13 protein-coding genes are annotated in these 14769 nt (G+C 49.0%); 9 read left to right on the top strand and 4 right to left on the bottom strand.

The genetic code is table 11. From position 1 onward, the window contains the following. Positions 1–2 precede the first annotated feature (2 nt). Positions 3–1169: an OmpA family protein gene (locus SGRA_RS15485; protein ID WP_041329716.1), complete on the bottom strand. Its 1167-nt coding sequence runs from the start codon at positions 1167–1169 to the stop codon at positions 3–5. A 411-nt stretch (positions 1170–1580) separates the two neighbouring features. Between SGRA_RS15485 and SGRA_RS15480 the strand changes: the two genes are divergently transcribed. The 9 genes from SGRA_RS15480 (at position 1581) to SGRA_RS15440 (ending at position 12414) form a co-directional block, all read left to right on the top strand. Beyond that, positions 1581–2855, top strand: a complete 1275-nt coding sequence (locus tag SGRA_RS15480; RefSeq protein WP_015693719.1) for an aspartate kinase — start codon at positions 1581–1583, stop codon at positions 2853–2855. Positions 2856–3079: 224 nt separating this feature from the next. Further along, the gene (locus tag SGRA_RS15475) at positions 3080–3391 is read left to right on the top strand and encodes a hypothetical protein (protein WP_015693718.1); all 312 of its coding nucleotides are present in this window, start codon (positions 3080–3082) and stop codon (positions 3389–3391) included. A 9-nt stretch (positions 3392–3400) separates the two neighbouring features. Further along, positions 3401–5194: an ABC transporter ATP-binding protein gene (locus tag SGRA_RS15470; RefSeq protein ID WP_015693717.1), complete on the top strand. Its 1794-nt coding sequence runs from the start codon at positions 3401–3403 to the stop codon at positions 5192–5194. Between the two features lies 1 nt (position 5195). Then, on the top strand, positions 5196–5645 hold the full coding sequence (locus SGRA_RS15465) for a 5' nucleotidase, NT5C type (RefSeq protein WP_015693716.1): 450 nt from the start codon (positions 5196–5198) through the stop codon (positions 5643–5645). Between the two features lie 1141 nt (positions 5646–6786). Further along, positions 6787–8874, top strand: coding sequence for a polyphosphate kinase 1 (gene ppk1, locus SGRA_RS15460; RefSeq protein ID WP_015693714.1), 2088 nt, complete (start codon positions 6787–6789; stop codon positions 8872–8874). After that, on the top strand, positions 8861–9889 hold the full coding sequence (gene hemE / locus SGRA_RS15455; RefSeq protein ID WP_015693713.1) for a uroporphyrinogen decarboxylase: 1029 nt from the start codon (positions 8861–8863) through the stop codon (positions 9887–9889). The genes ppk1 and hemE overlap by 14 nt, the downstream gene beginning before the upstream one ends. Before the next feature lie 288 nt (positions 9890–10177). Then, a complete protein-coding gene (locus SGRA_RS15450; protein ID WP_015693712.1) occupies positions 10178–10543 on the top strand; it encodes a CoA-binding protein in 366 nt (121 codons plus the stop codon). 10 nt (positions 10544–10553) lie between these two features. Beyond that, positions 10554–11720: an NAD(P)/FAD-dependent oxidoreductase gene (locus SGRA_RS15445; RefSeq protein WP_015693711.1), complete on the top strand. Its 1167-nt coding sequence runs from the start codon at positions 10554–10556 to the stop codon at positions 11718–11720. Next, on the top strand, positions 11707–12414 hold the full coding sequence (locus SGRA_RS15440) for a methyltransferase domain-containing protein (protein ID WP_015693710.1): 708 nt from the start codon (positions 11707–11709) through the stop codon (positions 12412–12414). Before SGRA_RS15445 ends, SGRA_RS15440 begins: the two co-directional genes overlap by 14 nt. A gap of 196 nt (positions 12415–12610) precedes the next feature. On the opposite strand, the gene SGRA_RS15435 is transcribed toward SGRA_RS15440, so the two are convergent. Genes SGRA_RS15435 through lipB form a run of 3 tightly spaced genes read right to left on the bottom strand, consistent with a single transcriptional unit; the run spans position 12611 to position 14765 of the window. Beyond that, positions 12611–13648, bottom strand: a complete 1038-nt coding sequence (locus tag SGRA_RS15435) for an RluA family pseudouridine synthase (RefSeq protein ID WP_015693709.1) — start codon at positions 13646–13648, stop codon at positions 12611–12613. 6 nt (positions 13649–13654) lie between these two features. Then, positions 13655–14047 carry a hypothetical protein gene (locus tag SGRA_RS15430; RefSeq protein WP_015693708.1) on the bottom strand — a complete coding sequence of 131 codons (393 nt, stop codon included), beginning with the start codon at positions 14045–14047 and terminating at the stop codon, positions 13655–13657. Continuing rightward, a complete protein-coding gene (gene lipB / locus SGRA_RS15425) occupies positions 14037–14765 on the bottom strand; it encodes a lipoyl(octanoyl) transferase LipB (RefSeq protein ID WP_015693707.1) in 729 nt (242 codons plus the stop codon). The genes SGRA_RS15430 and lipB overlap by 11 nt, the downstream gene beginning before the upstream one ends. Positions 14766–14769: the final 4 nt, after the last annotated feature.

The raw sequence follows: 14769 nt of genomic DNA, 5'->3' as shown, positions 1-14769 counted from the left end.
AGTCAGTTCCTCTCCAATTTTGTAATTTTTATTTCTACCCGCTGGTTGCGCTTCCGCCCCTCCCGAGTCTCATTATCCGCTATGGGCTTGCGCTTACCATATCCCCGATAACTGATCCGTCGACGATCTACACCCTTGGCCGTCAAATAAGCCGAAATGCTCTTGGCCCGAGCCCGCGATAGTTTGTCGCAGTAGTCATGCGTGGGCAAGCCATTAGTATGCCCCCCCACTTCTATCGATACGCCTTTGTTCTTTTTCATAAAGGCTACCAATTCATTCAATTCCAATGCCGCCGCAGGCGTAATGCTCGATGAATCCGCCTGAAAATAAAGGTTGTCCAAACGGAATTTATCCCCCAAGGCCAAATCCTCCGCCTTCAAATCTCCCTTGAAGTCCCCACGATCCACTTCTTTTACCTCCTCTTTAGGCTCCTCTTTCGCCTCCGGCAATACCGGCTCTTCCTTGGGCGAGGGCTTGACATTGGTCTTCTTTTCCTCCGGATCTACCTGGGCCAATATGGGGTTGTCCGGCTTTTCTTCCGGAATCTCACAACTGTAAATCTCCGAGGCATTGTCCAACAACAAGTTCCCATTGTAGTAAAACATAGTCGGCGTCTTATAATAGGCCTCCAACACAAAGTATCGATAGCTTTTCTTAGGCGTAAACTCAAATTTATAGGGCCGCCAATCCGTATGACTCACCATATCACTACTGGCCAATAATTCCGCCTTCTCCCGCGGAGAGTTCCCCCCATATATCCGCAATATCGCCCCCTTGTTAAAGTTGGTCAACTCATTGGGCTTGCGCTTGGTCGGACTCACATACTGCGCCGACCGTGCCAAGTATATGCTAAAACGATAACATTGCCCCTCCCGTATCGGCCGTGCCAATCGCTGACTCACCGCTTCCCAGGTCTTGTTGTCTCGCACCACCAACCCCAAATAGGTGTTGTCATCATGCGCCGCCTGCGTCACGCCAAATCCCCCAAAGGGCTGCACATCGGGCGGCGACTCTCCCGCAAATCCACAGTCTATCCAGCCCCTAGGCTGCCAACCCGGCCGTGGCTCGTCCTCAAATGAAGGGTTCTCCAAATAAATGATTTCTGTCTGAGCCCCTAACATGCCGCAAAATGCAACTAATGCTAAAGCCACTAATGTCGATCGATTCATATATTATTTTTTGGTCTATTTTTTCTTTTTTTTAGGGGCCTCCGCTGCGGCTTCGCCTTGCGGCGCTACGCTTCAGGGCTCGCAAGCCTGCTCGGCCCTGCGGCCTAACGGCCTTGGTCTGCGGCTTCGCCGCCCCCTTTCGCATCGCTAGGCCAAATGCTCCTCCTCCGCTTTTACACTCCTCAGATGAAAGCTGAAAGCAACTTAAGGCATAATAATATTAGGCCCTTTCCTCCGCATAGATAGCCGTTTTTAAGGCCCAGCTGCGTAAAATTAGCATTTCAACTAGAAGATGCCTAGTTTTTAGCCTAGTTCATTGTACTTTTGCAAACAGATCAAGCAGTCTTTGCCTTATACACTTTACCTAAAGTAGATAAGTACAAGTTTTACCTTATTTAATAAATTGCCCTTATGCCTGTTTTCAAGTTTGGTGGCGCTTCTATTAAAGATGTGCCCGCAATCAAAAATGTGGTCCAAATCCTTCGCCAATATCAACAAGAAAATCTATTGGTCGTCGTCTCCGCCTCCGGAAAAACAACCAACGCCCTAGAGAAAGTAGTGCTGGCTTATGTGCAACAAACAGGCCAAGCAGAGGTTCTGCTCCAAGCCGTCCGCCAACAACATTTAGAACTACTCCAAGGCCTTTTCAATAACCCCCAACACCCTATCTATGATGAGGTCAATGACCTTTTTGTCGATGTAGAATGGATCCTTGAAGAAGAACCCCAAGATGGCTATGATTACCTATATGACCAGATTGTCTCTCTAGGCGAACTACTCTCTACTAGCATCCTTGCCGCCTACCTCAATGAAGAAGGACTAAAAACACATTGGCTGGATGTCCGCGATTGTATCCTCACCGATAACAATTATCGCGACGCTCAAGTGGATTGGAGCGAAACCCAAAACCGCATCCAAAAGATCGTCCCCCCCCTACTCCAAAATCAATTGGTCCTTACGCAAGGCTTTCTCGGCAGTAGTAGCGAGAATTTCACCACCACCCTGGGCCGTGAAGGCTCCGATTATACCGCCGCTATTTTTGCCTCTTGCCTCAATAGCCAAGAACTAACCATCTGGAAGGATGTGCCCGGCCTGCTCAATGCAGACCCCCGCATCTTTAATAATACCATCCAACTCGATAATATCTCTTATGCCGAGGCCATAGAAATGACTTATTATGGGGCACAAGTGATCCACCCCAAAACATTACGCCCCCTCCAAAATAAAAATATTCCCCTCTGGGTAAAGTCCTTTGTCCAACCCCAAGAAAGAGGAAGCCTGGTCTCTGCCGAAGAGGTCGAACAATACCCGCCGATTTTTGTGGTCAAAAAAAATCAAGCCCTACTAAAAATTAAGGCCAAAGATTTTCATTTTGTAGATGAAGCCCGCTTCTCGGCCCTCTTTGCTAGCTTTGCAAAACACCGTATTAAGGTCAATATGACCCAAAATACCGCCCTGGCTTTTTCGGTCTGTATCAATTATGAACCCCAAAAGCTAGGCGGCCTGCTCGAGGAACTGGCCCAAGCCTATATGACCGAACTGCGCAGCGATCTCCAACTGATTAGCCTGCGCCACCAAACCGATGAAGCCCTCAATATGCTTAGAGAAAATAAAGAAATTTTACTCGAAGAGCATATTGGCTGCACCAGCCAACTACTCATTGCCGCAGAGACCAACTGGTCCTAATGACTTAGGCAGGACGGGCGCTTTGCGCCCGCTCTCCTGAGGGGCTCGGCCCCTCAGTGCCCACCTTGCCCTATCGGCTGAGGGATGGATAAGGGGGGCCGAAGGCCAGACCCAGGCGGCAAAGCCGCCGCAGGGCCGAGCAGACCTGCGAGCCCTGACACAGCCCGACCCAGCGCTCCGCGCTGGGGCAGCCCCAAAAAAAACAACTACTAAACAACAACCTTATGTCTAAAAAACAAGCTAAACCCACAGCAAACCGCTTCCGCGTTCGTGTGGTCTACGGATTTCTAAAAAAACTTCGCATCGTCATTCTGGGCGATGTAGAAGAAGGCCAGGTTCAGGCCGGTATGCAACTAGTGACCAAGCTGGGCAAAGAGCTGGGCAGCTGGGAAATTGAAGAGGTCCTGAAAATGGACTTTATTAACCAACACGAAAATCAGAAATTTATCGGTTTGCAGCTCATTTGTAAAAGCGAACAGGACTTCAACCTTTTGAAGTCTCTCCGTGTTTATGATGAAATTGTGCATATTCGCTAAACCAACTGCATGTCTAACGCTAATCAAGAAAGGGGCAATTATGCCGACCGTCAGCTGTTCTTTCGGCTGCTCAAGTTGGTCCGCCCCTACAGATTTATTTTTATTACCGCCGCAACCCTCTCTATTGTCTTGGCCCCTCTGGCCATCCTCAGGCCCTATTTGGTCCAATTGAGTGTGGATCAATATATTCTTGCCGGCAATTATCAAGGTCTACTCTGGATAGTAGGCCTTTTGTTTGGAGTCTTACTCTTTGAAGGCGCCCTGCAATATTTCTTTACTTATATTACTGGCCTTTTGGGCCAATCCGTAATTAAGGACCTGCGATTGCGGGTTTTTAAACATATCAATAGCCTGCGGCTAAGCTACTTTGACCGCACGCCAATCGGTAACTCTACCACCCGCACTATCAATGATATTGAAACGATCAATACGGTCTTTTCTCAAGGTGCCATTACAATTGTTGCCGATGTTTTGACCCTCATTTTTGTGCTGGGCATTATGCTTTATTCTAGCTGGAGCCTCACTTTGGTCTGCCTAACTACCCTGCCCCTGCTCATCTGGGGCTCTTATTGGTTTAAGGAGGCCGTGAAAAAGGCCTACGAAAGCGTACGAACGGAGGTGTCTAAGATGAATGCCTTTTTGCAGGAACGCATCACGGGCATGCGCATCGTTCAGATCTTTAATGCCGAACAGCAAGAGCTCAAAAAGTTTGATGCAATCAATAAACGCTATACGGAGGCCAACATTCGCTCTATTTTTTATTATGCGATCTTCTTCCCTATGGTCGAGATTCTCTCGGCAGCTTCTTTGGGCCTCATGGTCTGGTATGGGGCCCAATCGGTCCTTAGTGAAGAGGTAAGTATTGGGGTGCTAGTGGCTTTTCCGCTCTATCTGGGCATGCTTTTCCGCCCCGTTCGGATGCTGGCCGATAAATTCAACTCCCTGCAAATGGGACTGGTGGCCGCCAATCGAGTTTTTAACCTCATTGATAGCAACAAACAGATCCAGAATAATGGCGAGCAAAAGGTAGAGAAGTTGGCTGGTAGCATCCGCTTTGATGAGGTCCACTTTTCTTATGAACAAGATAAAAAAGCCGAAGAAGTAGAGAAATGGATTCTGAAAGGACTCAGCTTTGAGCTGCCCGCAGGCCAAACGATGGCTATTGTAGGGAGTACGGGCGCCGGAAAGACCACGATTATCAATATCATTAACCGATTTTACGATATCCATAAGGGCCAAATCTTTATTGATGATACCGAAATTCGGAATTATGAGCTCAGTAGCCTGCGTAGCCGCATCGCTATTGTGCTACAAGATGTATTTCTCTTTTCAGGCTCGGTCTATGAAAATATCTGCCTGCGAGAGGAAAGTATTAGTAAGGAAGAGGTGATTGCCGCCGCCAAAATGATTGGGGCCCATGAGTTTATTGAGCGCCTGCCCGGTGGCTATGACTATCAGGTGATGGAAAGAGGCGCCACCTTGTCTATGGGCCAACGGCAACTGATCTCTTTTGTTCGGGCCCTTGTTTTTGATCCCGATATTTTGATCTTAGATGAGGCCACCTCGGCTATTGATCCCGAAACAGAAGGCATCATACAGTATGCTATTGAGAAATTGATTGCCAAACGAACCTCTATTATTATTGCCCACCGCCTGTCGACTATTCAACATGCCGACCAAATTCTGGTCCTCGATAAAGGACGAAAAATGGAGATGGGCGATCACCAAACCCTAATGCAGAAAACCGATGGCTTTTACCGTGACCTAGTGGAAACGGCCTATAGCGTCAATCAAACCGATTAAGATGAAAAAGATCCTTTATTTTGATATGGACAATGTGCTGGTGGATTTTCCCTCGGCCTTTGCCCAGCTTTCTGCCGATACCTTGGCCCAATATGAGGGCCGCCTAGATGAGGTACCCGGTATTTTTTCCCTCATGCAGCCCCTATCAGGAGCTTTGGCCGCCTTTGAAGAGCTCAGCCAATTATTTGATGCCTATTTATTGTCTACCGCTCCTTGGGAAAACCCCTCGGCTTGGTCAGACAAGCTGCTCTGGGTGAAAAAACATCTGGGCCAAAATGCCCACAAACGCCTTATTCTCTCTCATAATAAGCAGCTCAATCAGGGCCACTTCCTTATTGATGACCGCCTAAAGAATGGTGCCGATCGCTTTGGCGGAGAACATATCCATTTTGGCCAAACACCCTTTGAAGATTGGGAAAAAGTAGTGGCCTATCTGAGAACAAAGGTCTAGAGAGCTCTAAATGACTTCTTTTTATGGCGAAAGATAATCGCAAGAAACAAAAGTCCGCAGTACAATTTGTATTGCGGACTTTTTTTGGCTTTAGGGGATTCCCCCTAGCCATCTGGATCGTTACATTTAAGCTGGGGGATTCCCCCTAGCCATCTGGATCCTTACATTTAAGCTGGGGGATTCCCCCTAGCCATCTGGATCCTTACATTTAAGCTGGGGGATTCCCCCTGGCCATCTGGATCCTTACATTTAAGCTGGGGGATTCCCCCTAGCCATCTGGATCGTTACATTTAAGCTGGGGGATTCCCCCTGGCCATCTGGATCGTTACATTTAAGCTGGGGGATTCCCCCTGGCCATCTGGATCGTTACATTTAAGCTGGGGGATTCCCCCTAGCCATCTGGATCGTTACATTTAGCCGTGGGGATTCCCCCTAGCCATCTGGATCCTTACATTTAACTGTGGGGATTCCCCACAGCCATCTGGATCCTTACATTTAACTGTGGGGATTCCCCACAGCCATCTGGATCGTTACATTTAACTGTGGGGATTCCCCACAGCCATCTGGATCGTTACATTTAACTGTGGGGATTCCCCACAGCCATCTGGATCCTTACATTTAACTGTGGGGATTCCCCACAGCCGTCTGGATCGTTACATTTAACTGTGGGGATTCCCCACAGCCGTCTGGATCGTTACATTTAACTGTGGGGATTCCCCACAGCCGTCTGGATCGTTACATTTAACTGTGGGGGCATCTAAATTGTCCTATTGCTTTTTTCGGGGACTCCCCTACTACTGTTTAGCCAGAGGCGCTTAGCGCTTAAATTATGAAGACGCTTCTATTTTGAGCGGCTAAAATGCGCTGACTTTCTGCTTAAAGGCCAAGAGTCAATTGGCCCAGCGCTGCGCAGCCGTGGCCCGAAGGGCCAGACCAAAGCCCGCAGGGCTGCAGGGCCGAGCAGACCTGCGAGCGGCGCAGCATAGCGGCGGCCGACCTAGGCCAAAGGCCTAGCCGGCCGCGGGCCCCAAAAAAAGGATAGAATCGAGAAGAAAAAAAAGCAGATTCCAGAATCTATCCCTCAAGTTTCTATATTTGTAGGCAAAGCGATTTTACAAACAACAGACAGACAACTTGGGTTATGGCAACGATCAGAACAGATGAAAACTTTCCGTACAGCAACCGCGATTTGAGCTGGTTGGCCTTTAATTATCGGGTGTTACAAGAGGCCAAAGACCCTTCGGTTCCTCTTTTTGAACGCATTAAATTCTTAGCGATTTACTCCTCTAATTTGGATGAGTTTTTTAGGGTGCGGGTGGCCTCGATCAAGAGCCTAATTCGCTTGGGCAAGCGGACCAAAAAGGCCATTGACTTTCCGCCAGAAGAAGTTTTGGACCGCATCAATGAAACCGTGCGGCAACAACAACTAGAGTTTACCGAAATTTATCAGAAACACATCTTGCCCCTTTTGGCCGCCATCAATATTCATTTGGTCAAGGAGGCCGATTTGAAGAAAACCCAGACCGATTTTCTGGATAAATACATTGAAGAAAAGCTGATCCCCTATCTGCAGCCCATGCTGATTGTCAAGCATAAGATTCGGACCTTCCTGATCAATAATGCCCTTTATTTGGGGGTAGAATTGGGGACCAAAGGGCGGACCCCTCGTTATGCCGTGGTGCGCATCCCCTCTCATCGTTTCCCTCGCTTTTTGGTCTTGCCCTCCGAGCAAGAAAACGAGCGCTTGATCATCATGTTGGATGATATTGTGCGCTATGCCCTGCCTCGGATTTTTCCGGGCTATAGTATAGAAAACAGCTACTCTTTCAAGATGACCCGAGATGCAGAAATGTACCTCGAAGATGAATATTCGGGCGATCTGATTGAGAAGATCCGCAAGGGGCTGAACAAGCGAAATATTGGGGCCAGCACCCGCTTTGTCTATGACCGAAATATGCCCGCCAATTTGTTGCGCTTTCTGATGCAAGCCTTTAGCGTGAAGAGCAGCGACCTCCAACCCGAGGGCCGTTATCACAACAACTTTGACCTTTTTCAGTTTCCCAACTTTGGGCTACAGCATCTGCAAGATGAGCCCTTGCCCCCGCTAAAACATCCTACCTTATCTAAGGCGCAGGTCCTTTTTGATTGCATTAGTGAAGGGGACCATTTGGTGCATTACCCCTATCAGCGCTACAATTACGTCATTAAGTTATTAGAGCAGGCCGCCTATGATCCCGATGTCAAACGCATTCGGATTTTGCAGTATCGGGTGGCCAAAGATTCGCAAATCATTGCGGCTTTGCGCTCGGCCATTGCAGAAGGGAAAGAGGTAATGGTCTTTGTGGAGGTCAAAGCCCGCTTTGATGAAGAAGCCAATCTGGATTGGGCCGAAAAACTAGAGAAATGGGGCGCTATCGTAAAATATAGTCTGCCCGAACTCAAGGTGCACTCCAAAATTCTATCTATTTCTAGAGAAGAAAAAGGTAAACTACAAGACTACTGCTACCTCAGTACGGGCAATTTTCATGAGGGCACCGCCCGCCTCTATGAAGATTATGGCTTTTTTACCAAAGATAAACGACTTACGAAAGAGGTCGATAAAGTCCTCAACTATTTAGAACATGGCGAGCTGCCCAAAAAGCCCTTTAAACACCTCTTGGTGGGGCAATTTCGGATGCGGAAAAACATCTATGCCATGATTGACCGAGAAATAGAGCTGGCCCAGGCAGGCCAAGAAGCCCGAATTACCGTAAAGCTAAATAGTCTGCAAGACCACCGCATGATTCGCCGACTCTATGAGGCCAGCGAGGCGGGGGTAAAGATCGACCTTATTGTTCGGGGGATTTTCGGTTTGCAGACGGGCATCGAGGGCTACTCCAAAAACATTCGGGCCATCTCTATTGTTGATCGCTTTTTAGAGCACTCTCGGATCTATCATTTTCATAATGCGGGAGAGGACAAGATCTATTTATCTTCTGCCGACTGGATGACGCGCAATTTATATTACCGAATTGAGTGCGCTTTTCCGATTTATGACAAGGGCTTGCAAGAAGAAATTAAAGATTTTCTAAATTTGCAGCTCAAAGACAATGTCAAAGCCCGAATCTTGGACCCCAAGCTGTCCAACCATTACAAAATTGATGAAGGTCAAAGGCCCTTTCGCTCGCAGTTAGAGGTCTATGCCTATTATAAAAAACAACTAGAAGCTTCTCAGCATGCTAAAAAATGATTTGTTTCTCCGGGTGGCCAAAGGCGAAGCCACAGAACGTCCGCCCGTTTGGCTGATGCGTCAAGCTGGACGCATTTTGCCTCAATACCGCGCCATCCGCAATAGTCTTTCTGGCTTTAAGGAGTTGGTCGAACGGCCCGAATTGGCCGCAGAGGTCACCATCCAACCCGTAGATGAACTAGGGGTAGATGCCGCCATTATTTTCTCCGATATTCTCGTTATTCCCGAAGCCATGGGCCTCCCTTATGAGATGGTCGAAAAGAAAGGACCTCGCTTTCCTAAAACAATTGAAAGCGCCAAAGATATTGAGCAATTGTTGGTTGGCGATGCCGCTGCCGAGGAGCTACAATATGTCTATGAGGCCCTAAAAATCACCAAGAAAGAGCTAGATGGTCGGGTCCCCTTGATCGGTTTTGCCGGTGCGCCCTTTACCATTTTTTGCTATATGATTGAAGGCCAAGGTAGCAAGACCTTTTCTAAGGCCAAAAAGCTCATGTACCAAGAGCCAGAGCTAGCCCATCTGCTTTTGCAAAAGATTACCGATACGACTTTGGCCTACCTCAAGAAAAAGGTAGCCGCTGGAGCCGACCTCATCCAACTCTTTGATTCTTGGGCCGGCGTGCTTCGCCCAGCCGATTTCCGCGCCTTTTCTTTGCCCTATATGGCCCGCATCGCCGAGGGCTTGAGCAGCAGCGTTCCCGTAACGATTTTTGCCAAAGGCGCCTGGCACTCTATGTCACAAATGGCGGCCACTTCGGCTTCGGTCTTGGGCTGTACCTGGACCCAAAACCCCAAGCAATTGCGGGAAGAACTTGGTCAGCATCAGGTTTTGCAAGGGCTTTTGGACCCCTGCGCCCTTTATGCCGACCCCAAAACCATTGAGGCCCAAGCCACTCAAATGCTCAAGGATTTTGGTCCGCACCATATTGCCAACCTTGGCCATGGCGTTTATCCCGATACGCCCCTAGACAATGTCAAGGTCTTTGTCGATACCGTGAAAAATTTCCGCTACTAGGCCATTTTGCCTTTATGGAAGCGAAGAAGAAGAAGTTGTAGGTTTACAACTTCTTTTTTTTGGGGCTGCCCCGCCCTGCGGGCGGGTCGGGCCATTGCGCAGCTCGCAGGTCTGCTCGGCCCTGCGGCGGCTTTGCCGCCTGGGTCTGCCGCCTTCGGCGGCCCTGCTACAGCCCCTCAGCCTGCGGCGGCTTCGCCGCCTGTCCCCTGCAATAGGACCAAAAAGGGCGGCGGTTCAAAACTTTTAGGGCGCTATTTCCTTTCATTACTATCATTAAACCAAAATAGAATGAGTACCTTAATTATTGGGGCCTCTAGCAAGCCCGACCGCTACGCTTATGAGGCCGCCCGCCGCCTTTTAGCCATTGGAGAAACCGTTTATCCCTTGGGCTACAGAGCGGGAAAAACCGCTGGAGAGCTAGATATTTTAACTAGCATTCCAGCCGATTTGGCTGTAGATAGCATTACGCTTTATCTCCGCCCAGAGCTGCAAGAAGAATACTTTGAGCAGATTGTTGCCTTGGCCCCTAAGCGCATTATCTTTAATCCAGGAACAGAAAACCCCGCCTTCCAACAACGTCTGCAAGCGGCTCTGCCCCAAGCGGAAATCATGGCGGCCTGTACCCTTGTCTTAATTAACTTGGACCAATACTAACCCCTAAGCTGTGGCCCTATCTTCCCCATCCCCCACTCCTTTTTATGATGTCATCCTCATTGGTGGAGGTCTTGCTGGCCTCTGCTGCGCCCTTCCTTTGGCCAAAAGAGGGCTAAAGGTCCTGCTCATTGAGCAAAAGGAGTATCCCTTTCACAAAGTTTGTGGGGAATACATCTCTAAGGAGGTACTGCCCTACCTCAACAGCTTGGGCTTTGATCCTTTTGCTCATGGAGCCGTTGATATTCGGCGTTTTGCCCTAAGCTCCTTAAAGGGGAAGCAGGTCCAAACTACTTTGCCTTTAGGAGGTTTTGGTTTGTCTCGTCATCGGATGGACCAAAAGCTCTATGAGTTGGCCTTGGCGGCGGGGGTAGAATTTGCGCTGGGGCAAAAAGTCAATCAACTGCAAGAAATTGGACCAAAAAACTGGCTGCTCCACAGCCAGCAAGGGCAGCAATACCGAGGCGCAATGGTCCTGGGCGCACAAGGCAAGCGCTCTTTAGTTGATCGGCAGCTTGAGCGGGGGTTCATGCAAGAGCGGGCGGGCTTTATGGCCGTCAAATGCCATTATGAGGGCGATTTCCCGGAAGATTTGGTGGCCCTGCACAACTTTGAGGGGGGCTATTGCGGCTTATCTAGAGTAGAAGATGGCCGAATCAACCTTTGTTATTTGGTGGAGCAAGTCCAGCTCAAGCGGGCGGGTAGCATCAAGGAGTTGGAGCGTACTATTTTGGGGCAAAACCCTTATTTAGAGCAAGCGTTTCGGGAGTTTAGGCCCATTTTTTCTCGGCCCTTGAGCATTAGCAATATTTATTTTAGGCCCAAACCTTTGGTAGAGCAAGGGCTGCCCATGTTGGGCGATGCTGCGGGCCTGATCTATCCGCTTTCGGGCAATGGGATGGCCATGGCCATAGGTTCTGCGGCCATTATGCAAGCCTTAGTGCCCCAATATTTGGAGGGCCAACTGAGTCAAGCTGAATTTTTGGCCCAATATGCGGCGGCTTGGCAGAAAAACTATAGCTTGAGGTTGCAGGCGGGGCGAAAGCTGCAACATTTCTTTGGCCGCCCCTTTTGGTCCAATTTGGGCGTGCAGCTATTTGCTGGCTTGCCCTTTATGCAAAAGACAATTATTCGCTGGACGCATGGCCGTCCATTAACGCCTTGGAATGCTCTACTTTAAACAGCGGTCGGAGAAAGAAGAAATCATGGATGATTTGGAGATGGAGGGGCCAGAGCTCAAGGCCACTTTGGAGCAAATTGCCTGGGTGAATAAACTATTGGGGGGATTGGCGATTAGTCAGGCCGCCTTGGCCCAACTGCTGCAAACTTGGCCCAAAGAAAAGCCTTTGCGCTTGGTGGATCTGGGTTGCGGGGGCGGTGATGCCCTGCGCGCCTTTGCCCTTTGGGGCCGAAAAAAAGGCTACCGCTTAGATTTGCTGGGGATAGATGCCAATGCCTACTGTTTGGAGCAAGCCCGTTTGTGGTCCAGTGATTTTCCAGAAATCCGTTATGCCCAACTTGATGTTTTTGGGGAAGAATTTGCGACCTTAGAATTTGATGTGGCCCATTGCGCCCTCTTTCTGCATCATTTTGAGGAAGAAGCCTTGGACCGTCTGCTCCTACAGCTAAAGGCGCAGGCCCAATGGGGCGGCATTGTCAATGATTTAGAGCGCTCGAAATTGGCCCATTTTCTCTTTCGTTTAGTGACAAAACTGTTGGGCGCTAGTCCGATGGTCCGTTATGATGGACTGCTTTCCATTCAGAAATCTTTTTTGGGTCGAGAGTGGCGGGAGCGGCTAGGGCGCTTGGGCTATCGGAACTATCGTTTGGCTTGGGCTTGGGCCTTTAGGCACAAAATACTTTGGTGGAAATAGGAAGCGAAGGACTTCCATTTGGCCTAGCGATGCGGAGGGGTGGCCGAAGGCCAGACCGAAGGCGAAACGAAGTGAAGCCTGAAGGGCCGAGCAGACCTGCGAGCCCCGCAGCGTAGCGCCTGCCGCAGGCAGGAGGCCCCAAAAAAAAATCGCAGCAGAATAGAAATTCTACTGCGATTAGTGAGGGAGAAAAGATCTAGTCATAAATCTTAAAACGGCCCTCGGTATATTTTTCCCATTTATCTAGGGCTTGTTGGAAATAATCGGGCAGCGGGGCTTCCAGATAGATTTCCTCTCCTGTTTTGGGATGTTCAAAGCCCAGAGAATAAGCGTGTAGGGCTTGGTGAGGAAGGATTTTGAAGCAATTCTCGACAAACTGTCGGTACTTACTGAAGATCGTTCCTTTGACGATGCGGTTACCATTATAGAGCTCATCATTGAAGAGCGGGTGGCCAATATGCTTCATGTGCACGCGAATTTGGTGGGTCCGTCCTGTTTCCAGTTGGCATTCGACCAAAGTCACATAGCCAAAGCGTTTGAGGACCTTATAATGCGTCACGGCATGTTTACCGTATTCCTCATCTTCATGCACACAGAAGCGTTTGCGATTTTTGGGATCGCGGCCAATATGGCCAGTGATTGTTCCCTCTTCGGCCTCTACATCGCCCCAGACTAGGGCGCGATATTTCCGTTTAATAGTGTGATTAAAAAACTGCTTGGAGAGATGTTGGATCGCCTCTTCGGTTTTGGCCACCACCAGAATTCCCGTAGTAAATTTATCGATACGGTGCACCAGGCCGGGGTAGCTACCATTGCCTTGGGGCAAATCTTTAAAGTGCCAGGCGAGGGCATTGACGAGGGTGCCGGTATAATTGCCCACACCGGGGTGGACCACCATGCCAGCGGGTTTGTAGACCATGAGGACCTCCTCATCTTCATAGCGAATATCTAAGGGAATATCTTGGGCGATCACCTCTCCTTTTGGGCGAGCGCGGCGCCAGCGCACCTTAATTAAGTCATGTGGCTTAATCTTTTGGTTGCTTTTGGCTTCCTTATCGTTTACCGTCACATAGCCGGCCTCGATACCACGTTGCACCTTAGATCGGGTCATGCGCTCCATGCGTTGCATCAGAAACTTATCTAATCGCATGGGTTCCTGTCCGGGATCGGCTTTATACTCATACCAATCGAACAAGGGTTCATCCTCGAATTCCTTTTCCTCTTTAGGGTCCATAAATTTTTACTTGATTAAAACGCCCAATTCGTCAAGAATGGGAATATGTGTAAAGTAAGCGGCCTGAATACTACCGGCCACAAAGACGTACTTTCGGTCGTACATATAATCCTTCCATAAAAAGCTGATCCAATATTCATTGGCCATTTGCACGAGATCTTTGTGCAGGGGTTCAATTTTTTGGAACGAGCCTGGGGGTACCTCCTCAAAATAGTATCGGATATTGGCGGTTTCCACCTCCTTATCATTTAGGCGGCCATAGCCTCTAGCCGAGACGATCAACTGCTTGATGGGTTCTTTTTTGAGGTTAAGTAGGTAGACATCCCAAAAGCCGTCGGCAGCGGGAACAATAGCGAGGCCCACCCCTTCTACTTTTTTAATGGGAATATCATTTTTCATGCTGTAGTAAATTTGGCGCTAGGCTAAAATCTAATTCGGCTGCAAAGATATCTGCAAAATGCCGAGAAAGCAAACTTTTGACCTCCTCTTCTGCTACGGGCCGTCCCAATTCTTGGGCCAGGGAGGTCACGCCCTTATCTTGGATACCACAGGGAATGATATGACCGAAGTAGCTCATATCGGTATTGATATTAAAGGCAAAGCCGTGCATCGTCACCCAGCGGCTCAGATGCACCCCAATTGCGCAGATTTTGCGGGCATTGGGGCCATCTTCATCTAGCCAGACGCCAGACTCACCTTTGATGCGGCCGGCGGTAATGCCATAATCTTTCAGTGTACGGATCACCATTTCTTCGATACTGCGGATATATCGGCCAATATCGGTAAAAAAGCAATCGAGGTCCAAAATGGGGTAGCCCACAATTTGGCCCAAGCCATGATAAGTAATATCTCCCCCCCGGTTAATTTTCACAAAACTGGCCTCATGGGCTTGCAAGCCCGCCTCATCGAGTAGTAAATGGGCTTCTTTGCCATTTCGGCCTAGGGTATAGACATGGGGGTGTTCACAAAATAGAAAATGGCCAAACTGCTCTAGCTCCTCCCCTGCTCTTTGTCGCTTTTTACGATCAATGCAGGCATTGAAAAGTTCGGTTTGGTAGGCCCAGGCCTCCTCATAATTGATGCGGCCGAGTTCTTCTACTTTTACGTTCTTGCTCATCTTG

The sequence above is a fragment of the Saprospira grandis str. Lewin genome (assembly GCF_000250635.1).
GTDB classification, from domain to species: domain Bacteria; phylum Bacteroidota; class Bacteroidia; order Chitinophagales; family Saprospiraceae; genus Saprospira; species Saprospira grandis.
Note: the sequence above shows the minus strand (reverse complement) of the source record. Positions and strands in the feature narration are given on the sequence as shown.

Coding starts and splice junctions, on each gene's coding strand:
- SGRA_RS15485 (WP_041329716.1), bottom strand. CDS start 1,169: ATGAATCGATCGACATTAGTGGCTTTAGCATTAGTTGCATTTTGCGGC.
- SGRA_RS15480 (WP_015693719.1), top strand. CDS start 1,581: ATGCCTGTTTTCAAGTTTGGTGGCGCTTCTATTAAAGATGTGCCCGCA.
- SGRA_RS15475 (WP_015693718.1), top strand. CDS start 3,080: ATGTCTAAAAAACAAGCTAAACCCACAGCAAACCGCTTCCGCGTTCGT.
- SGRA_RS15470 (WP_015693717.1), top strand. CDS start 3,401: ATGTCTAACGCTAATCAAGAAAGGGGCAATTATGCCGACCGTCAGCTG.
- SGRA_RS15465 (WP_015693716.1), top strand. CDS start 5,196: ATGAAAAAGATCCTTTATTTTGATATGGACAATGTGCTGGTGGATTTT.
- ppk1 (WP_015693714.1), top strand. CDS start 6,787: ATGGCAACGATCAGAACAGATGAAAACTTTCCGTACAGCAACCGCGAT.
- hemE (WP_015693713.1), top strand. CDS start 8,861: ATGCTAAAAAATGATTTGTTTCTCCGGGTGGCCAAAGGCGAAGCCACA.
- SGRA_RS15450 (WP_015693712.1), top strand. CDS start 10,178: ATGAGTACCTTAATTATTGGGGCCTCTAGCAAGCCCGACCGCTACGCT.
- SGRA_RS15440 (WP_015693710.1), top strand. CDS start 11,707: ATGCTCTACTTTAAACAGCGGTCGGAGAAAGAAGAAATCATGGATGAT.
- SGRA_RS15435 (WP_015693709.1), bottom strand. CDS start 13,648: ATGGACCCTAAAGAGGAAAAGGAATTCGAGGATGAACCCTTGTTCGAT.
- SGRA_RS15430 (WP_015693708.1), bottom strand. CDS start 14,047: ATGAAAAATGATATTCCCATTAAAAAAGTAGAAGGGGTGGGCCTCGCT.
- lipB (WP_015693707.1), bottom strand. CDS start 14,765: ATGAGCAAGAACGTAAAAGTAGAAGAACTCGGCCGCATCAATTATGAG.